Source organism: Streptomyces sp. MAI_2237 (genome assembly GCF_054189285.1).
This window is the reverse complement of record NZ_JAJPGQ010000002.1, coordinates 940344-959814: the sequence shown is the minus strand read 5'-3', so window position 1 is coordinate 959814 and position 19471 is coordinate 940344. Positions and strand designations below refer to the sequence as shown.

The window sequence follows — 19471 nt, the reverse complement described above, 5'->3', positions numbered from 1 at the left end:
GCCGCACATGCTCGGAGTTATCCACAGGCTCCGGTGCGGCCCGCCCGCATGGCGTACGGTGCCGCGCATGGCAAGTGTGCTCGTGGTCGAGGACGACCAGTTCGTGCGTTCGGCGCTGATCCGGCACCTGACCGATGCCGCGCACACCGTGCGCAGTGTCGGCACGGCGCTGGAGGCGCTGCGCGAGGTCGCCCATTTCCGTTTCGACGTGGTCGTCCTGGACCTCGGTCTGCCTGATCTGGACGGCTCCGAGGCGCTGAAGATGCTGCGCGGCATCACGGACGTGCCCGTGATCATCGCCACCGCCCGGGACGACGAGACGGAGATCGTCCGGCTGCTGAACGCGGGCGCGGACGACTACCTGACCAAGCCGTTCTCGGTGGAGCACCTCTCGGCGAGGATGGCGGCGGTGCTACGGCGCTCCCGCACCGCCGCCGGTGAGGTCCCGCCGTCCAGCGTGCTGCGGGTCGGCGGCCTGACCGTCGACCCGCTGCGCCGCCAGGCAGAGCTGGACGGCGTCCGGCTCGACCTCACCCGCCGCGAGTTCGACCTGCTCGCCTTCCTGGCCGGCCGCCCCGGAGTCGTCGTGGCCCGCAAGGAGCTCCTCGCCGAGGTGTGGCAGCAGTCCTACGGCGACGACCAGACCATCGACGTCCATCTGTCCTGGTTGCGGCGGAAGTTGGGCGAGACGGCGGCGCAGCCGCGCTATCTGCACACGCTGCGGGGCGTCGGCGTGAAGCTGGAGCCGCCGGGCGGGGAGGTGCCCCGATGAGATGGGCTCTGGTCAAGGTCTGTCTGGCGGTGACGGCGATGGTCGTGGTCGCCTTCGCCGTGCCGCTCGGGCTCGTCATCAAGGAGATGGCCCGGGACCGGGCGTTCTCCAACGCCGAGCGGCAGGCCGCCGCCGTCGCCCCGGCACTGTCCATCACCACCGAGCGCGACCAGTTGGAGAAGGTCGTCGCCTCGGCGGGCTCCGACGCCGGCGTGGCCGTGCACATACCGTCGGCCGACGGCAGGGCCGCCGTCGACATCGGGCGCAGCCGCGCCGCCGGCAAGGACATCGCCACCGTGCGCAAGCTGGGCCGCGCCTCCACCACAGAGGTCCCCGGCGGCTTCACGCTGCTCTCGCCGGTGGCCGTCAGCTCCGGCGCTATCGCGGTGGTCGAGGTGTTCGTGCCCGAGTCCGAGGTCAGCAACGGCGTCGGCACGGCCTGGGCGGTGCTCGCCGGCGTCGGCGTCGCGCTGATCGTCGGGTCCGTCGCGGTCGCCGACCGGCTGGGGGTGCGGATGGTGCAGCCCGCCCAGCGGCTGGTCGAGGGCGCGCACGAACTGGGGGAGGGCAAGCTGGGGGCGCGGGTGCCGGAGGAGGGGCCGACCGAACTGCGCCTGGCGGCGGTCGCGTTCAACTCCATGGCCGACCAGGTCGTCCAACTCCTGGCCAATGAGCGCGAGTTGGCCGCGGATCTGTCCCACCGGCTGCGCACCCCCCTGACCGTGCTGCGGCTCAACGCCGCCTCGCTCGGGGAAGGGCCCGCCGCGGACCAGACCCGGGCCGCGGTCGCCCAGCTGGAGCGCGAGGTCGACACGATCATCCGTACCGCCCGGGAGGCCAAGCCGCAGACCGCCGCGGCCGGGCCGGGCGCCGGGTGCGACGCGGCCGAGGTGGTGCGCGAGCGGATGGCGTTCTGGTCGGCGCTGGCCGAGGACGAGGGCCGCAAGTGGCGGGTCGCCGGCGCCGACCGGCCGGTGCGGATACCCGTGGCCCGGGCGGATCTCGCAGCGGCGCTGGACGCCCTGCTCGGCAACGTCTTCCGGCACACCGCCGAGGGCACGGCCTTCGCGGTCGACCTGCACAACGGTGAGGACGCGGTGATCGTGCTCGTCTCCGACGCGGGCCCGGGCATCCTCGACCCCGAGGCGGCCATGGCGCGCGGGCGCGGATCGGGCAGCGACGGCTCCACCGGCCTCGGGCTGGACATCGTCCGGCGGCTCGCGGAGTCGACCGGCGGCGACGTGCGGATCGGCTCGTCCGTCCTCGGCGGGACCGAGGTGCGCATCTGGATCCAGCTGGACGGCCGGGCCCGGACGCCGGGCGGCCGCGGGCACCGGTCGGTGCGTCGGCGCAGGCGCGCCGTCGCGAGGTGAGCGGGAACGCGAGGACCGGCAGCGGTGGCCGTATTGGTCTCTACCTTTAACCACCCCCGATCCCTTCCTTAAGCGCACCCTAAGATCCGCAACCCCCGCCCGGATCAGGGGCTTTGCCCGATTTCGGCTCGCTAGCGTGCTGCCGCACCCCACCCCCGTGAAGAGCGAAGGCAGGCACGCGCATGAGCACGCACCGGCGCAGGATCAGCGGCAGGAACAAGGCGATCGGCGGTCTGGTGGCCGCGGCGGTCGTGGGCGGTGGCGCCGTCCTGCTCAGCGGTACCGCTCAGGCCGCCGGCATCGGGGCCGCGTACACGAAGACCAGTGACTGGTCGACGGGTTACACCGCCCAGTACGTCGTGACGAACAACAGCGGCGCGACGGAGAAGACCTGGAAGCTGGAGTTCGACCTGCCGTCGGGCGCCAAGCTCAGTTCCCTGTGGAACGCGGAGTCGGCCGTGAGCGGGCAGCACGTCACCGTGACCCCGGCGAAGTGGGACACCGACGGCCTCGCGCCCGGCAAGTCCGTCACCGTCGGCTTCGTCGTCAACGGCACCGCGGACCCGAAGGGCTGTGTCATCGACGGCGCCAAGTGCTCCGCGGACGACGGCCCGACGCCCGAGCCGAGCGGCCGCCCCACCGAGTCCCCGACCCCGACGGCGACGCCCACCCCCACGGCGACCCCCACCGCCACCCCCACCCCCTCCCAGAGCACGGGCACCGGCACCGGCACCGGCACGGGCACCACCACGAGCGCCGGCTTCGCGCCCTACGTCGACACCTCCCTCTACCCGGCCTTCGACCTGCTCGCGAGCGCCGACGCCACCGGAGTGAAGACCTACAACCTCGCGTTCGTCACCGACGGCGGCGGCTGCACGCCCAAGTGGGGCGGCGTGACGGACCTCGGCAGCGACGGCGTCGCCGCCCAGATCGGCTCGCTGCGCGCCAAGGGCGGCGACGTCCGGGTCTCCTTCGGCGGCGCCTCCGGCTCCGAGCTGGCCACGACCTGCTCCTCGGCGGACGCGCTGGCCGCGGCGTACGGGAAGGTCGTGGACGCCTACAAGCTGACCAAGGTCGACTTCGACGTCGAGGGCGGCGCGCTGCCGAACACGGCGGCCAACACCCGCCGCGCCCAGGCGATAGCCAAGCTCCAGGCCCAGCACCCCGGCCTGGACGTGTCGTTCACCCTGCCCGTGATGCCCGAGGGCCTCACCCAGGACGGCGTGAACCTCCTGTCGAACGCCAAGTCCAACGGTGTGAAGACCTCCACCGTCAACATCATGGCGATGGACTACGGCGCCTCCTACAGCGGCGACATGGGCACCTACGCCGAGCAGGCCGCGACCGCCACCCAGGCCCAGGTCAAGAGCGTCCTCGGGCTCTCCGACAGCGCGGCGTGGAAGGCGGTCGCCGTGACCCCGATGATCGGCGTCAACGACGTCTCCACCGAGGTCTTCAAGGTCGACGACGCCACCCAGCTGGTGGACTTCGCCAAGTCCAAGGGCCTGGGCGGGCTGTCGATGTGGTCCGCCACCCGCGACAAGCAGTGCGCCGGCGGCACCAAGCCCACCGCCGACGCCACCTGCAGCTCGATCACCCAGAGCGCGTTCGCCTTCTCCAAGGCCTTCGGCGCCTTCAACTGACCGGCACGCGCACAGGCCCTGAACAGAAACGGGGCGCGGCGTCCCCCTCGGCCGCCGCGCCCCGCCCCCCGCTCTCCCGCCGCCCGCGCGGCCGGTCTTCCGGTCAGTCGGAGATCACCGGCGGCAGCGTTCCGGACCGTGCCGCCTGTCCGTACCAGTAGGCGCTCGACTTCGGCGTACGGGCGAGGGTGGCGTAGTCGACGTAGACCGCGCCGAAGCGCTTCTCGTAGCCGTACGCCCACTCGAAGTTGTCCATCAGCGACCACAGGTAGTAGCCGCGGACGTCCGCGCCGTCGGTGATGGCGCGGCGGACCGCCGAGAGGTGCCCGTGCAGGTAGGCGATGCGCTCGGGGTCGTGGACGCTGCCGTCGGGGTCGGGCTTGTCGTCGCAGGCGGCGCCGTTCTCGGTGATGTACAGCGGCAGACCGGGAGCCTCGCGCGAGTAGCGCATGATCAGCTCGTGCAGGCCCGTCGGGTCGATTGTCCAGCCCATCTCCGTGCGCTCGCCCGGCGTCTGGTGGAAGGAGACGTCGTCGGCGCCCGGCCACGGGGAGTGCTCGCTGGCGCCGTGGCCGTCGGTGCGCGGGCCGGCCACCGGGGTCTTCGCCGCCGAGACCAGGGTCGGCGTGTAGTAGTTGAGGCCCAGCGCGTCCAGCGGCTGGTGGATCGCGCGCAGGTCGCCGTCGAGGACGTACGACCAGTCCGTGATCGACGAGGTCGCCGACAGCAGCGACTCCGGGTAGGCGCCGTGCAGGATCGGGCCGTGGAAGATCCCGTTCGCCAGGTCGTCGATCTTGCGCACCGCGGCCAGGTCCGCCGGGTCCTGCGGCGAAAGCGGCCTCACCACCGAGGAGTTCAGGCTGAGGGCGACGGAGTTGCGGGCCGGCATGGCCGCGCGCAGCGCCGAAGTGCCCAGGCCGTGGGCCAGGTTGAGGTGGTGCGCGGCCCGGAGTGACGCCTCGGGGTCGGTGCGGCCCGGGGCGTGCACCCCGGAGGCGTAGCCCAGGAACGCGCTGCACCACGGCTCGTTCAGCGTGATCCACTGCTCCACCCGGTCGCCCAGCGCCTCGCCGACGATCTGCGCGTACTCGGCGAACCGGTAGGCGGTGTCCCGCTCCGGCCAGCCGCCCGCGTCCTCCAGCTCCTGGGGCAGGTCCCAGTGGTAGAGGGTGACGGCCGGCTTGATGCCGTGGTCCAGCAGCTCGTCGACCAGGCGGCGGTAGAAGTCCAGGCCGACCTGGACGGCGGGTCCCCGGCCCGTCGGCTGCACCCGGGACCAGGAGATCGAGAACCGGTAGGCCGTCAGGCCCAGCTCGGCCATCATGGCCACGTCGTCGCGGTAGCGGTGGTAGTGGTCGACAGCGATGTCACCGTGCTCGCCGCCGGCGGTCTTGCCGGGCGTATGGCTGAAGGTGTCCCAGATCGAGGGCGTACGGCCGTCCTCCCGCACCGCCCCCTCGATCTGGTACGCGGAGGTCGCCGCGCCCCAGAGGAAGGCGGGGGGAAAGGTCACCGGGGTGGCCGGCGTTGCGGGTCGAGGCATGGAAGCGCTCCCATGAGAGGTCGTACGGACCGGAGAATTCGTATGAGGGGTTTTCGGGCGTCGCCCTCGGCCCCGGGCGTCAGCCCTTGATCGCGCCGGCCATGATGCCGCCGACGATCTGCTTGCCGAACAGCAGGAACGCGATGAGCAGCGGCAGCGTGCCCAGCAGCGCACCCGCCATGATCACGGCCTGGTCGGGGACGTACCCGGTGCCGAGCGAGTTCAGCGCGACCTGCACGGTCGGGTTCTGCTGGGTCAGGGCGATGATCGGCCACAGGAAGTCGTTCCAGGCGAACACGAAGGTCAGCAGGCCGAGGACGGCCATCGCGGGCCGCGCCGCGGGGAAGACCACGTGCCACACGACTCTCAGGCTGCTCGCCCCGTCGACCCGCGCCGCCTCGATCAGCTCGCTCGGCAGCGCCTGCACCAGGTACTGGCGCATGAAGAACGTGCCGAAGGCCGTCACCAGCGTCGGAAGGATGACCGTCTGCAGCTGGTTCGACCAGCCGAGGTCCGACATCCACAGGTACAGCGGTACGACTGCCAGCTGCGGCGGGATCATCATCGTGCCGATGGTCAGCAGCAGCAGGACCCCGGAGAACTTGAACCGCAGCTTGGCGAAGGCGAACCCGGCGAGCGTGGAGAACACCACCGTGCTGACGGTGATGGTGCCCGCGACGATCACGCTGTTGAGCATCGCCGTGCCGAGCCCGGCCTGGTCCCAGGCGGCCTGCATGTTCTTGAACAGGTTCCCGCCGAACCACAGCGGCGGGGGCGTCTGGGCCAGCCGCCGGTCGGTGCGCGAGGCGGCGATCGCCGTCCAGACCAGGGGCGCCAGCGAGACCAGCGCGAAGATCCCCAGGACGACGTAGGTCACCGGGCCCGCGTGCAGCTGCTTGCCCGCGCCCATCACACGGCGGCTGCGGGTCTTCTTCGGCCTCGCCTGAGGCAGCGTCAGGTCACTGGTGGTCATTGGGACTTCCTCAGGCGTCGGGTGAACAGCAGGTTGATCACCGCGATGATCATCAGGATCAGGAACATCGACCAGGCGATCGCCGACGCCTTGCCGAGGTTGCCGATGATCCAGCCCTGGTCGTACATGTACAGACCGAGCGTCTGGTACTGGTGCTCCGAGCCGCCCTTGGACCCGCTGACCCCGCCGAACAGCAGGGGCTCGCCGAAGAGCTGGGTCGCGCCGATGGTGGAGACCACCACGGTGAACAGGATGGTCGGCCTGAGCTGCGGGATCGTCACGTGCCGGAACTGCTCCCAGCGGTTGGCGCCGTCGATCGCCGCCGACTCGTAGAGGTCGGTCGGGATCGCCTGCATCGCCGCGAGGTAGATCAGCGCGTTGTAGCCGGTCCACCGCCAGATGACGATCGACGACACCGCGAACTGCGAACCCCAGTCGGACTCACGCCAGTTGATCGGGTCGATCCCGACGAAGTGCAGGATCCAGTTGATCATGCCGCCGTCCCACGAGTACAGCAGCGTGAAGACGAGCGTCGCCGCCGCCACCGAGGTGGCGTACGGGGTGAGCATCACGACCCGCCAGACCGTGGAGCCGCGCAGCCGGTAGTTCAGCAGGTGGGCCAGCCCGATCGCGGCCATCAGCTGCGGCACCGTCGAGATCAGGCCGATCGTGAAGGTGTTCTTCAGGGCGTTCCAGAAGAAGTCCGAGCTGAGCAGGTTCTTGTAGTTGTCCAGGCCGGCCCAGGTCTGGGTGTCCAGCGAGGAGAGCTGCACGTTGTGCAGCGAGTACCAGGCCGTGTACAGCAGCGGGACCAGCGAGAAGGCCCCGAAGATGATGAAGAAGGGAGCGATGAACGCGTACGGGGACGCCTTCATGTCCCAGCGGTACAGCCGGCTGCGCCAGGACGAGGGGCCCTGGGGGGGTGTACCGCGACCGTGAGCGCCCCGGGCCGCGCCCGGCGAAGTGCCGGGCGCGGCGTCGGCGCTCGTCGCGGGGTGCGCGAGAGCCTTGGAGCTGGTCACTGGCCGAGCACGTCCTTGATCTCGTTCTTGGCCGCGTCCCAGCCCTGCGAGGGGCTCTTGCCCTTCTGCTCGACCTGAAGGATGCCGACGTCCGTGATCGCGGTGTTGATCGGCTGGTCCTTGATGCCGAAGACCTGGACGGGGATGGTCTTCGCCGAGTCACCGAAGATCTGCGTGATCGGCGCGTCGGAGAAGTACGCCGTGGTGTCGGCGGCCGGCTTCAGGTTCGCGTACGCCGACGGGGTCGACGGGAAGCTGGCCTGCTTGGCGAAGACCTTCGCCTGCTGCTCGGGCGCGGTCAGCCACTTCGCCAGGGCGATGGCCTCCTTCTGGTGCTTGCCCGCCGTCGGCACGCCGAGGAAGGAGCCGCCCCAGTTGGACGCGGTGGGAGCCGCGGCCACGTCCCAGTTGCCCTTGCCGGCGTCGCCGGACTTCTGCTCGATGTAGCCGATCATCCAGGCCGGGCAGGCCACCGTGGCGAAGGACGCGTTGGCGTAGCCCTGGTCCCACGGCTTGTCGAACTGCTTCAGCTTGGCCGACATGTTGCTGGTGGCCACCGACATCGCGACGTCCCAGGCCTTCTTCACGCCCGCCGACTTGTCCCAGATGACGTTGCCGCTCTTGTCGTAGTAGCGCTCGCTCGCGCCGCCGAGGGCCGCGTTGTAGATCGAGGAGGCCGAGTCCACGAACTTGGTGCCCTTGGGCGCCTTCTTCATGTACTCCTTGCCCAGGTCGACGTACTTCGCCCAGTCGCCCTTCCACTGCGCGGCGAGCTTGGTGCGGTCCGTCTCGAGGCCGGCCTTCTTGAACAGGTCCTTGCGGTAGCAGATCGCCATGGGACCGACGTCCGTGCCGAGCCCGATCAGCTTGCCGTCCTTCGTGGTGGCCTGGGCGTTCTTCCAGTCCAGCCACTGGGACTTGTCGACGTCCTTGCCGAGGTCGACGAACTTGCTGCCCTGCGTCTGCACGGCCTCGGTGATGTTGCCGACCTCGATGGCCTGGACGTCGTCCGTGCCGGAGCCGGCCTGAAGGCGGGTGAGCACCTTCGGCCAGTACACGTCGGTACGAGTGGTGACGTTCTCCTTGATGCTGATGTTCGGGTGCAGCTTCATGTACTCGTCGTAGAGTCCGGCCTGCTTGTAGCCGAACACACCGAAGGTGCCGATGGTCAGCGTGGTCTTGCCCTTGCCGCTGCCCCCACCGTCGTTCGACGAACCGCTGTCCGAGTCCTTGGAGCAGCCGGCCAGCAGCCCCGTGGCCAGCGCGGCCACGGCCGCGACGGCCATGAGCCTGCGGGACCGTCGGGTACTCGTGCCCATTTGCGTCCTCCTGTTGCCTGACGTGCCGACCCCCCGGCCAACGGCATTGTTGGGCCCGTTCATACTCGCTGCGGCTCGGGCGGGGAACGTGCGGGATGTGTATGTGTCAGGTACCGTGGGAGCGCTCCCACAGGTGATGTGTTGAAGGTTCGTCGGTTCCGGCGAGGGTGTCAAGGGAGCAGACGCGGAGTTATGCGTTCAGTTATCTGGCCGTTAAGTGGAATAGCAGGGTCCGTGACCTGCTCCCTCCAGACGGTCCCCGGCCCGGGGACGACGGCACCCTGTCGCAGTCACCGCTGACGGCGGGGCTGTTAGATTCCAGCCAACGTAGGTCCATGGGAGGGCGGAGCCAATGGCAACAGGCCACGGAGCGCGGGGTCGCAGCGGAGGCCGGCCCACCCTCGAGGAGGTCGCCGCGCGGGCCGGCGTCGGCCGCGGCACGGTCTCCCGCGTCATCAACGGCTCCCCCCGCGTCAGCGGGGCGACCCGCGCGGCGGTCGAGGCCGCGGTCGCCGAGCTCGGCTACGTCCCCAACACGGCCGCACGCGCCCTGGCCGCCAACCGCACCGACGCGATCGCCCTGGTGGTCCCCGAGCCGGAGACCCGCTTCTTCGCCGAGCCGTACTTCTCCGACATGCTCAAGGGCGTGGGGGCGGAGATCTCCGACACGGAGATGCAACTGCTGCTGATCTTCGCGGGCAGCGACCGGGAGCGCCGCAGGCTCGCCCAGTACCTGGCCGCGCACCGTGTGGACGGCGTCCTGCTGGTCTCGGTCCACGCGGACGACCCGCTCCCCGACCTGCTGTCCCAGCTGGAGATCCCGGCGGTCATCAGCGGCCCCCGGTCCGCCGCCGAGACCCTGACCTCGGTGGACTCCGACAACTACGGCGGCGGCCGCTCGGCCGCCGAGCACCTGCTCTCCCGGGGCCGCCGCAAGATCGCCCACATCACCGGCCGGCTCGACGTCTACGGCGCCCAGCGCCGCGTCGACGGCTACCGCGACGCCCTGCGCGACGCGGGTCACGGGGTCGACGAGAGCCTGATCGAACCGGGCGACTTCACCGAGGAGGGGGGCCGCCGCGCGATGACCCGTCTGCTCTCCCGCTGCCCCGACCTGGACGCGGTCTTCGCGGGTTCGGACGTCATGGCGGCCGGCGCCCGCCAGGTCCTGCGCGAGGAGGGCCGCCGCATCCCCGACGACGTGGCGCTCGTCGGCTACGACGACTCGGCCATCGCCCGCCACATGGAGCCACCGCTCACCAGCGTCCGCCAGCCCATCGAGGAGATGGGCCGCCGCATGATCGACCTCCTCCTGGAGGAGATCGCCGACCGCCGCCCGGCGGCGTCACGCGGGCTGGAGCGGCGGCAGGTGGTGCTGGCCACGGAGCTGGAGGCGCGGGCGTCGTCCTGACGGCTCCGCTCGGTAGGGCGTCCCGAGGCGCGTGCGCGGGCGTCGAGGCGAGGTCGTCCGCCCGGCGGTGGCGGGCTGGGCTCCGGCGACGGGCCGTGGGGCGCCGCGAGTGGAGAACAGGCGCCGACGACGGGCCGTGCGGTCAGCGGGGGAGGACCAGGCGCCAGCGGCGTTCGCCCTCCTGTTCCTCGTCCGTCGGGGTCAGGCCGGCCGCGCGGGCGACGGCGGCGGAGGCCGCGTGGTCGGGGTGGATGTGCGCCGTGACCGTGGACACCGAGGTGTGCCGGCCGAGCAGTGCCACGAGCCCGCGGGCCGCCTCGGAGGCGTAGCCGCGGCCCTGCCAGGGCGTGCCGACCACCCAGGCGATCTCCGCGTCCGGTCCCGTGACGGTGGCCTGGACCGTGCCCACCAGCCGGGAGTCCTCGCGGCGCCGCAGGACCCAGTTGCACCAGGAGACGGCCGGATCGGGGCAGCCGGCGACCAGCCGCTCGTAGCGGGTGCGCAGGGCCTCGGGGGAGCTCGGGCTGCCGCCGATGAAGGTGTGCAGCGCCGGGTCCGACAGCACGGCGGCCATCTCGTCGGCGTGACCGACGCTCAGCGGGACGGCGTCCAGGCGGGGCGTCCGGAACGGCTCGGTGAGCGGGGAAGGGGGCTCGGTCATCGTCGGCTCCCTGTGCCGGAAACGCGAATCAGCCGGTGGCTCCGTCTTCACGGAGCCACCGGCTGATCGTTCAGGGTGAGTGACGGGACTCGAACCCGCGACATCCTGGACCACAACCAGGTGCTCTACCAGCTGAGCTACACCCACCATGACCGGCGGTGGACTTGACGTCTTTCCGACCGGCCGAGAAAAAGTGTACAGGGTCCGAAGGGGTGCTCGCGCACGGCTTTCGCGGCCCCCCTCCGGCGCCCGGTGTCATCCTTGCTGAGCAGGCAGGACGTGCTTGGCGGCGATCGATCTGGCGGTGTCCGAGTCCGGGCCGGGCTGCGGTACGAAGATGGCCTCGCGGTAGTAGCGCAGCTCGGCGATCGACTCCCGGATGTCGGCGAGGGCGCGGTGGTTGCCGTTCTTCTCGGGGCTGTTGAAGTAGGCGCGGGGGTACCAGCGCCGGGCGAGTTCCTTGATGGAGCTGACGTCGACGATGCGGTAGTGGAGGTAGTCCTCCAGGGTCGGCATGTCGCGCAGCAGGAAACCGCGGTCCGTGCCGACCGAGTTGCCGCACAGCGGGGCCTTGCCGGGCTCCTTGACGTGCTCGCGGACGTAGGAGAGGACCTGGTCCTCGGCGTCCGCCAGGGTCGTGCCGCCGGAGAGTTCCGCCAGCAGACCGGACGCGGTGTGCATCTGACGCACCACCTCCGGCATCGTCTCCAGGGCCTGGTCCGGCGGCCGGATGACGATGTCGACTCCTTCGCCGAGCACGTTCAGCTCGGAGTCGGTGACGAGGGCGGCCACCTCGATGAGCGCGTCGTCGGACAGCGAGAGGCCGGTCATCTCGCAGTCGATCCACACCATGCGATCGTTCATGCGACCACCCTAAAGCTGGCGCTTGCTTTTGGGGTGACCGGTGTCCGGGTTGGTGTACCAGGGGGCTGCCGCCCCCTGGACCCCCGCCGTCGGCCCTGAAGGGGCCTCGTCCTCAAACGCCGGACGGGCTGAGTTTTCCCGCCCGGCGTTCAAGAGGCTCCGTCAGGTCAGGTGCCGCTGCGCTGGCCCGGTACGCTCGCGCGGCCGGCCATGTAGGCCTCGCGGCCGTTGTCCGCTGAGGCGGTCGCCGTCGATAGGGACGGTCCCGCTCCCACCGCACTGGCCGCCGCCCGCCGGCTCTGCAGCGGCACCGGTTGGTCGGGGTGCAGCAGGGGCGGCGGGCCGGACGCGCTGTCGACGTCGGCCGGCTTCTCGCCCTGCGGACGCCGGGCCCGGTACGCGGCGCGGTACGCCGCCGGCGACGAGCCGAGCTGACGGCGGAAGTGGCCGCGCAGCGCCACCGGCGAGCGGAAGCCGCAGCGGCCCGCGACCTCGTCCACCGAGTAGTCGGACGTCTCCAGCAGACGCTGGGCCTGCAGCACCCGCTGCGTGATCAGCCACTGCAGCGGGGCGCTGCCCGTCAGCGACCGGAAACGGCGGTCGAAGGTGCGGCGGCTCATGTACGCGCGCGCGGCGAGCGTCTCCACGTCGAACTGCTCGTGGAGGTGCTCCAGCGCCCAGGCGACGACCTCGGCGAGCGGGTCGGCGCCGATCTCCTCCGGTAAAGAGCGGTCCAGGTAGCGTTCCTGGCCTCCTGTCCGGCGTGGCGGGACCACCAGGCGGCGGGCGAGCGCGCCGGCCGCCTCGTTGCCGTGGTCCGTGCGGACGATGTGGAGACAGAGGTCGATTCCGGCCGCCGTACCGGCCGATGTCAGTACGTCTCCGTCGTCGACGAAGAGTTCCCTCGGATCCACGTGCACCGACGGATAGCGCTTGGCCAGCGTCGGTGCGTACATCCAGTGTGTCGTCGCCGGGCGGCCGTCCAGCAGGCCCGCCGCCGCCAGCACGAAGGCGCCGGTGCACAGCCCGACTATGCGGGCGCCTTCCTCGTGCGCCCGGCGCAGAGCGTCGAGCGCCTCCTCCGGTGGCGGTGAGGTGATCGAGCGCCAGGCCGGCACGACGACCGTCCCGGCGCGCGAGATCGCCTCCAGGCCATGTGGCGCGGTGAGTTCCAGGCCCCCTGTGGTCCGCAGCGGGCCTTCCTCGCCGGCCGCCACCAACAGGCGGTAGCGCGGCACGCCGGCGTCCTGGCGGTCAATCCCGAACACCGACAGCGGAATGGAACTCTCGAAGATGGGGCCGCCGCTGAACAGCAGCACCGCGACGATCTCCTTGCGGCGTCGCCCGGACAGCTTCCGGGCCGCGGCTTCCGGCGCGGCGGTGGAGTCGTGGCTCATACTGCTAAGCCCCCCTCGGTGGTCGCGGCTCCTCGGTTGTGTCGCTCCTGCACGTTTCCCCTCGGTCCTGCACGAGTCCCCCGCCGTAAGACGTCAAGATCGAATCTACTGTGTCCCGTGGTGCCGGGGTGACCCAGTTCGGGAACCGGCACATTGTCGACATGGCAACTTGGCGTGAAGCATTCGATCACGAAGCGTTGCACTCGTGGGCCGTGCAGGGAAGTGCGCCTTGTGGCGGTGGCCAATCCACATAGGGTACGCGGGGCTCCGTACCCCCTGTCCGTGCAGGTCGAACGGGGGTTGGGGGGTGGTTCGGGGGTGAGATGCACGGGTCTCGGAAGTTGGCTGAAAAGCGTCGGGCCCGTAGTGGGAAACCGGTCAGCCGACCGGTGTACTTCCGCCGGTGTGGCGTCCGCCTCGGTGAGCGCCCGTACCCGTTCTGTGACGGCGCCCGCGGTGAGGTGCGTTCTCCTCCGCCGCTACCCGGGCCGCGGCCCGCTCGGACCGGCGCAGCAGCAGCCGGCACACCGCTGTGACGGCGGCGAGGCCGAGGGCGGTTCCCGCCGCCCCGGCGAGCGAGGTGCCGTACCAGAGGAGGACCACCGGGACCAGGACGCAGCTGAAGGCCGCCCAGCGCACGACGTCGGTCGCGGGGTTCTCGGGCGGGCGGGACGGGTCGGGGGTGGGGGACGGTCCGGGCATGCGGGCTCCCTGGGGGACGGCTCACCGGGTTCAACGCCTGTTCGACCGGTCGGTCACTGCGCGTCCGTACCGGATGTGGGGCCGCGACGGTTGAATCCTGCGCGAACCGCCTGTACAGCGCAGCAACCATTGCGTTACGGGCGCCCCCTCGTGCATGCTCCCTGGAACCCCCACCGACGGAGGGCGGGATCTGGGCTAAGGAGGCGTGCCGCCGTACCCTTGGGGGTATGGGGCGGGAAAGATGATTCCCGGACAGCTCCGCCGCACACTGTCGTCCCTCCCATAAAGGATCACAACGCCGAGACAGCCATGGCCGGTCACGAATTCTTCGAACCCAGGGACCGCAAGCGGCCCGTCGCCGACCCCACGGCGGCCGAGCCCCTGGCGGCGGAAGAGCCACGCCATTCCTGCGATCCCGCCTTCAAGCACGGCGTGGTCGTCGGTTTCGACGGCTCCACGTCCAGTGAGCGCGCCCTCGCGTACGCCATCGGCATGGCCCACCGCTCCGGCTCGGGCCTGATCATCGTGCACGTCGCCAACCGGCTGCCCACCACGGTGTGGGCCGGCTGCGAGCCGCCGGTCTTCGTGGACGTGCCGGATCACCGCACCGAGGTGCTCGGGCTCGAGCTCGCCTGTGCCGAGTACCTCGCCGAAGTGCCCTGGATCCTGGTCGAGCGCGGTGGCGACATCTGCCACGAACTCGAAGAGGTGGGGCGCGAGTACGAGGCCGACGCGATCGTCGTCGGGTCGACGCACGGCATCGTCGGGCGGATCTTCGGCTCCGTCGCGGGACGGCTCGCCAAGCGGGCGAAGCGGCCCGTCATCGTCATCCCCTGAGGCGCCCGCTCCCCAACTCCCTTGGTGCAGCGCGAAACTACTCGCGCGTAGAGGTGTTTGTGCCTTTGTGAAGGGCATACCTCTTGCGCGACGCGCTGCAGGCCGGGGGGTGACGGCCACCGGCTGACGCAGCGGCGGACCGGAGCGTTGGGCGGCTCCGGTCCCTGAAGGAACGACCCCCTGTGCTGGTGGCGCACAGGGGGTCGTTCACGTCCGGGCCGTCCAAGTCCGGCCGCGGGCAGGGCGGTTGCCGCCGGGCGGCCGCTACTCCACCGTCACCGACTTCGCGAGGTTGCGCGGCTTGTCGATGTCCCGGCCGAGGGCAAGTGCCGTGTGGTAAGCGAGCAGTTGGAGGGGGATGCCCATCAGGATCGGGTCGAGCTCGTCCTCGTTCTTGGGCACGACGATCGTGTGGTCGGCCTTCTCCTGGGGCTGGTGGGCGACCGCCAGGATCCGGCCGCTGCGGGCCTTGATCTCCTCCATCGCGGCGCGGTTCTTCTCCAGCAGGTCGTCGTCGGGGACGATCGCCACCGTGGGGAGGGCCGGCTCGATGAGGGCGAGGGGGCCGTGCTTGAGCTCGGAGGCGGGGTAGGCCTCCGCGTGGATGTAGGAGACCTCCTTGAGCTTCAGGGACGCCTCACGGGCCACCGGGTAGCCGCGGACCCGGCCGATGAAGAGCATCGAGCGGGCCGCGGCGTACTGCTCAGCCAGCTTCTTGATCTCGTCCTCCTGCTGGAGGACCTCGGTGATCTGCTCGGGCAGCCTGCGCAGGCCCTCGATGATCCGTTTGCCGTCGCGGACCGAGAGGTCACGGGTGCGGCCCAGGTGCAGGGCGAGCAGCGCGAAGGCGACCGTGGTGTTCGTGAAGCACTTGGTGGACACGACGCAGACCTCGGGGCCGGCGTGCACGTAGATGCCGGCGTCCGCCTCGCGGGCGATCGCCGAGCCGACCACGTTGACGATGCCGAAGACTCGCGCGCCCTTGCGCTTGAGCTCCTGGACGGCGGCCAGGACGTCGTAGGTCTCGCCGGACTGGGAGACGGCGACGTACAGGGTGTCGGGGTCCACGACCGCGTTGCGGTAGCGGAACTCGGAGGCCGGCTCGGCGTCCGCGGGGATGCGGGCCAGCTCCTCGATCATCTGGGCGCCGATCATGCCCGCGTGGTAGCTGGTGCCGCAGCCGAGGATCTTCACCCGGCGGATCTGCCGGGCCTCGCGGGCGTCCAGGTTCAGGCCGCCGAGGTGGACGGTCGAGAAACGGTCGTCGATGCGGCCGCGCAGGACCCGGTCGACCGCCTCGGCCTGCTCGTGGATCTCCTTGTGCATGTAGGTGTCGTGGCCGCCCATGTCGTAGGAGGCCGCCTCCCACTCCACGGTGGTCGGCTCCGACGTCGTCCGGGTGCCCTCGGTGGTGAAGGTGCGGAAGTCGTCGGCCTTGAGCGTGGCCATCTCGCCGTCGTCGAGGGTCACTATCTGCCGCGTGTGGGCGACCAGCGCGGCGATGTCCGAGGCGACGAACATCTCCTTCTCGCCGATGCCGAGGACGACCGGGGAGCCGTTGCGCGCCACCACGATGCGGTCGGGGAAGTCGGCGTGCATCACGGCGATGCCGTACGTGCCCTCGATGACCCGCAGGGTCTCGCGGACCTTGTCCTCCAGGTTCTCGGCCTGCGAGCGGGCGATCAGGTGGGTGAGGACCTCGGTGTCGGTCTCGGAGAGGAACTCGACGCCGTCCGCCTCCAGCTTGCGGCGCAGGTCGGAGGCGTTGTCGATGATGCCGTTGTGCACGACGGCGACCTTGTGGTCGGCCGACATGTGCGGGTGGGCGTTCACGTCGGACGGGGCGCCGTGGGTGGCCCAGCGGGTGTGGGCGATACCGGTGGTGCCCTTGAAGCGCGCCGGGACCTTCGCCTCCAGGTCGCGCACCCGGCCCTTGGCCTTGACCATCTTCAGGCCGGCCGTCTTCGGGGAGGTGACGACGATGCCCGCCGAGTCGTAGCCGCGGTATTCGAGGCGCTGCAGGCCCTCCAGCAGGAGGGGAGCGACGTCACGCTTCCCGATGTATCCGACGATTCCGCACATGTATACGTATTCCTCAGCCGTAGACCATACGGCGCAGCTGCCGGAGCGTGAGCTCCGGCGGCGCGACCGCCCGGTATGACAGGTCCGCCGCGATCCGTTCGAAGATCTCCGCGTTCACCAGGCCCTGGGCCTGCAACTCGCGGTGGCGGCGACGGACGAACTCGGTGGTCGTCTCGTCGAAGTAGGCGAGCACGTCCTGGATCACCCGCAGCGCCTCGCCCCGGCTCAGGGGTGAGGACCGCGTCAGGTGATCAACGAGTTCGTCGTGCACTCGGTAGATCCTGGGGTACGAGCGAGCCTTTCGCAACAATCCTGCCCGATGTCGGGCAGGCGTCCGGAGGTGCGGCCGGTGCTCACATCCGCTTGAGGATCGCCTGCTTGGCCATCCGGAACTCCTCGTCCGTCAGTACGCCCGTGTGATGCAGCTCGCCGAGTTCGCGCAGCCGGCGCAGCAGCGCGTCGTGGTCGTCCCGGGGCGCCTCGGGCAGTTCCCTGGGCGGCTCCTCGGCGGTCGCCGCCGACGGGTGCGGCAGCCGCGCCTGGACGGCCGCCGCGACCAGGGCCATCAGCGGGTCCTTCTTGAAGCCCCACAGCTCCACGGAGTGGGGGTCGTACTTGGCCGGCGCCTTCGTCTGCGCGCCCCGCACCACGAACCGCAGATGCCCGTTCTCCAGGCCGACGGCCGGCTGCCACTCCACCCCGAGGAGGTCGGTGACGGCGAGCGTGCGGGTGCCGGCGGCGGCCTTGGCGTCCTCCGTCTTCCAGTTCCACTCCAGGCGGACCTGCTCACCGTCGAAGCTCGCCGTGCCGTCCCCGGCGGAGACCGACAGCGGGACGGGAGGACCCGGCACCAGATACTCGGTCACCGGCTCGGACGGGACCTCGTCCAGCAGCAGGGCACTGCGCACCTCGTCCACGAAGTACTCGGCCACCCCGTAGCGGTCGGACTCCACGAGCAGTTGGTAGGGGTCGTTGGGCTCGGTCAGGCGGCCGCCGGAGGCGTGCAGCAGCGGGTCGGCGCCGTCGCGCAGCCGCAGCCTCAGCCGCCCCGACTTCTTGCCCTGCTCGAACGAGACACCGGCCAACGCGCCCAGCGGGAGGACGAGTTCACCCAGGGTCCGGCGGAGGAGGCTGACGTTTCTGTCCCGTCCGGGGGTCAGCCGCAGGGCGTCGCCGTCGAAGGCCCACGTGCCGTCCCTCTGGATGATTTCCGCCATGGGGGGATTGTTTCACCGGTTGTGCGGGAGAGTGGTCTCTACCAATCGGAGGGAGTGCATGTGAGACTGCACCGCGTTCTGGGATCGCTGCTGCTCGTGGCGGCGGCAGGCACCTTCACGGTAGGAGCGACCACGGTGACCTCGGTGACGAAGGCAGAACCCGCCCCCCTGGGCCGGGTGGTTCCCGCGCCCGAGTCGGTCAGGCCGGGCGGTGCGCCGTACCGCATCACCGGCTCCACCGTCATCCGCGTCGACGACACCCCGAAAGCACACCGGATCGGCGAGTACCTCGCCGGCATCCTGCGCCCGTCCACCGGCTACCGGCTGCCCCTGGTCAGGCACGGCAGCACCGGCATCCAACTGCGGCTGACCCACGGCCGGTTCGGGGCCGAGGGCTACCGCCTCGACAGCGGACCCGACGGCGTCCGCATCACCGCCGACGAGTACGCCGGCCTCTTCCACGGCGTCCAGACGCTGCGCCAACTGCTCCCGGCGGCCGTCGAGAAGGACTCCGTCCAGCCCGGACCGTGGCTGGTCGCGGGCGGCACGATCACGGACCGCCCGCGCTACGCCTACCGCGGCGCGATGCTCGACGTCTCCCGCCACTTCTTCACCGTCCCCCAGGTCAAGCGGTACATCGACGAGCTGGCCCTGTACAAGGTCAACAAGCTGCATCTGCACCTCAGCGACGACCAGGGCTGGCGCATCGCGATCGACTCCTGGCCGCGCCTTGCGACCTACGGCGGCTCGACCGAGGTCGGCGGCGGCCGGGGCGGCCACTACACCAAGGCCGACTACAAGGAGATCGTCCGCTATGCGGCCTCCCGCTACCTGGAGGTCGTGCCCGAGATCGACATGCCGGGCCACACCAACGCGGCCCTCGCCTCCTACGCGGACCTCAACTGCGACGGAGTGGCGCCCCCGCTCTACACCGGCACCGACGTCGGCTTCAGCTCGCTGTGCGTCGGCAAGGACCTCACCTACGACTTCGTCGACGACGTCGTCCGCGAGCTGGCGGCGATCACGCCTGGCCGCTATCTGCACATCGGCGGCGACGAGGCGCACTCCACCAGCCACGAGGACTACGTGAAGTTCATGGACCGGGTGCAGCCGGTCGTCGCCGAGTACGGCAAGACCGTCATCGGCTGGCACCAGCTGACCGGCGCGCACCCGGCCAAGGGCGCCCTCGCCCAGTACTGGGGGCTGGACGACACCAGCGCCCCGGAGAAGGAGCAGGTCGCCAAGGCCGCCCAGAACGGCACCGGGCTGATCCTCTCGCCCGCCGACCGGATCTACCTCGACATGAAGTACACCGAGGACACCCCGCTCGGCCAGGACTGGGCCGGACTGGTCGAGGTGAAGCGGGCCTACGACTGGGACCCGGGGAACTACCTGCCCGGAGCTCCGAGTTCGGCGGTCAAGGGCGTCGAGGCGCCGCTGTGGACGGAGACGATCGCGACGAGCGCCGACATCGACCAGATGGTCTTCCCGCGGCTCGCGGGTGCCGCCGAACTCGGCTGGTCGCCGGCCTCCGCGCTCGACTGGGACGCCTACCGTGTCCGGCTCGCCGCGCAGGGGCCGCGCTGGGACGCACTGGGCATCGGCTACTACCGGTCGCCGCAGGTGCCGTGGCCCGCGCGGTAGGCCGCTGATGC

17 protein-coding genes and 1 tRNA gene are annotated in these 19471 nt (G+C 70.8%); 6 read left to right on the top strand and 12 right to left on the bottom strand.

The genetic code is table 11. The features are described 5' to 3' along the window. Window positions 1-67 precede the first annotated feature (67 nt). The 3 genes from LN251_RS09085 to LN251_RS09075 all read left to right on the top strand — a co-directional run bounded on the left by LN251_RS09085 (window position 68) and on the right by LN251_RS09075 (window position 3788). Complete coding sequence (locus tag LN251_RS09085; RefSeq protein ID WP_362989512.1) at window positions 68-772, top strand: response regulator transcription factor; 705 nt, start codon at window positions 68-70, stop codon at window positions 770-772. Then, window positions 769-2145 carry a sensor histidine kinase gene (locus tag LN251_RS09080; protein WP_458243952.1) on the top strand — a complete coding sequence of 459 codons (1377 nt, stop codon included), beginning with the start codon at window positions 769-771 and terminating at the stop codon, window positions 2143-2145. Before LN251_RS09085 ends, LN251_RS09080 begins: the two co-directional genes overlap by 4 nt. 182 nt (window positions 2146-2327) lie before the next feature. Further along, window positions 2328-3788 (top strand): glycoside hydrolase family 18 protein, encoded by a 1461-nt coding sequence (locus LN251_RS09075; RefSeq protein ID WP_458243951.1) that lies wholly within the window; start codon window positions 2328-2330, stop codon window positions 3786-3788. Between the two features lie 103 nt (window positions 3789-3891). Here the strand turns inward: LN251_RS09075 and LN251_RS09070 are convergent, their stop codons facing one another. From LN251_RS09070 to LN251_RS09055, 4 genes are all read right to left on the bottom strand, one after another. Continuing rightward, a complete protein-coding gene (locus tag LN251_RS09070; RefSeq protein WP_458243950.1) occupies window positions 3892-5331 on the bottom strand; it encodes a GH1 family beta-glucosidase in 1440 nt (479 codons plus the stop codon). A 79-nt stretch (window positions 5332-5410) separates the two neighbouring features. Continuing rightward, window positions 5411-6304, bottom strand: coding sequence for a carbohydrate ABC transporter permease (locus LN251_RS09065; protein ID WP_458243949.1), 894 nt, complete (start codon window positions 6302-6304; stop codon window positions 5411-5413). Further along, on the bottom strand, window positions 6301-7326 hold the full coding sequence (locus tag LN251_RS09060; RefSeq protein ID WP_458243948.1) for a carbohydrate ABC transporter permease: 1026 nt from the start codon (window positions 7324-7326) through the stop codon (window positions 6301-6303). Before LN251_RS09060 ends, LN251_RS09065 begins: the two co-directional genes overlap by 4 nt. Beyond that, window positions 7323-8645: an ABC transporter substrate-binding protein gene (locus LN251_RS09055; RefSeq protein ID WP_458243947.1), complete on the bottom strand. Its 1323-nt coding sequence runs from the start codon at window positions 8643-8645 to the stop codon at window positions 7323-7325. Before LN251_RS09055 ends, LN251_RS09060 begins: the two co-directional genes overlap by 4 nt. A 352-nt stretch (window positions 8646-8997) precedes the next feature. On the opposite strand from LN251_RS09055, the gene LN251_RS09050 reads away from it, so the two are divergent. Beyond that, entirely contained in the window at window positions 8998-10056 is a 1059-nt protein-coding gene (locus LN251_RS09050; RefSeq protein ID WP_458243946.1) for a LacI family DNA-binding transcriptional regulator, read from the top strand. 142 nt (window positions 10057-10198) lie between these two features. Here LN251_RS09050 and LN251_RS09045 read toward each other — a convergent pair whose 3' ends face one another. The 5 genes from LN251_RS09045 to LN251_RS09025 all read right to left on the bottom strand — a co-directional run bounded on the left by LN251_RS09045 (window position 10199) and on the right by LN251_RS09025 (window position 13680). After that, the gene (locus LN251_RS09045) at window positions 10199-10717 is read right to left on the bottom strand and encodes a GNAT family N-acetyltransferase (RefSeq protein ID WP_458243945.1); all 519 of its coding nucleotides are present in this window, start codon (window positions 10715-10717) and stop codon (window positions 10199-10201) included. Window positions 10718-10791: 74 nt separating this feature from the next. Continuing rightward, window positions 10792-10864: transfer RNA gene (locus LN251_RS09040), tRNA-His, on the bottom strand. Between the two features lie 108 nt (window positions 10865-10972). Next, on the bottom strand, window positions 10973-11581 hold the full coding sequence (gene orn, locus LN251_RS09035) for an oligoribonuclease (RefSeq protein WP_249836980.1): 609 nt from the start codon (window positions 11579-11581) through the stop codon (window positions 10973-10975). A 167-nt stretch (window positions 11582-11748) separates the two neighbouring features. Then, window positions 11749-12978, bottom strand: coding sequence for a helix-turn-helix domain-containing protein (locus tag LN251_RS09030; RefSeq protein ID WP_458243944.1), 1230 nt, complete (start codon window positions 12976-12978; stop codon window positions 11749-11751). A gap of 378 nt (window positions 12979-13356) precedes the next feature. After that, on the bottom strand, window positions 13357-13680 hold the full coding sequence (locus tag LN251_RS09025) for a hypothetical protein (protein ID WP_458243943.1): 324 nt from the start codon (window positions 13678-13680) through the stop codon (window positions 13357-13359). Between the two features lie 309 nt (window positions 13681-13989). Between LN251_RS09025 and LN251_RS09020 the strand changes: the two genes are divergently transcribed. Beyond that, on the top strand, window positions 13990-14517 hold the full coding sequence (locus tag LN251_RS09020; RefSeq protein ID WP_058925138.1) for a universal stress protein: 528 nt from the start codon (window positions 13990-13992) through the stop codon (window positions 14515-14517). A 264-nt stretch (window positions 14518-14781) separates the two neighbouring features. Here the strand turns inward: LN251_RS09020 and glmS are convergent, their stop codons facing one another. The 3 genes from glmS to LN251_RS09005 all read right to left on the bottom strand — a co-directional run bounded on the left by glmS (window position 14782) and on the right by LN251_RS09005 (window position 17816). Further along, the gene (gene glmS / locus LN251_RS09015; protein WP_458243942.1) at window positions 14782-16599 is read right to left on the bottom strand and encodes a glutamine--fructose-6-phosphate transaminase (isomerizing); all 1818 of its coding nucleotides are present in this window, start codon (window positions 16597-16599) and stop codon (window positions 14782-14784) included. A 13-nt stretch (window positions 16600-16612) separates the two neighbouring features. Next, window positions 16613-16870 (bottom strand): hypothetical protein, encoded by a 258-nt coding sequence (locus LN251_RS09010; RefSeq protein WP_058925140.1) that lies wholly within the window; start codon window positions 16868-16870, stop codon window positions 16613-16615. A gap of 82 nt (window positions 16871-16952) precedes the next feature. Continuing rightward, window positions 16953-17816, bottom strand: coding sequence for a DUF4429 domain-containing protein (locus LN251_RS09005; protein ID WP_458243941.1), 864 nt, complete (start codon window positions 17814-17816; stop codon window positions 16953-16955). A gap of 60 nt (window positions 17817-17876) precedes the next feature. Here LN251_RS09005 and LN251_RS09000 point away from each other — a divergent pair, with 60 nt between their 5' ends. Further along, window positions 17877-19460: a beta-N-acetylhexosaminidase gene (locus LN251_RS09000; RefSeq protein WP_458243940.1), complete on the top strand. Its 1584-nt coding sequence runs from the start codon at window positions 17877-17879 to the stop codon at window positions 19458-19460. Window positions 19461-19471 lie beyond the last annotated feature (11 nt).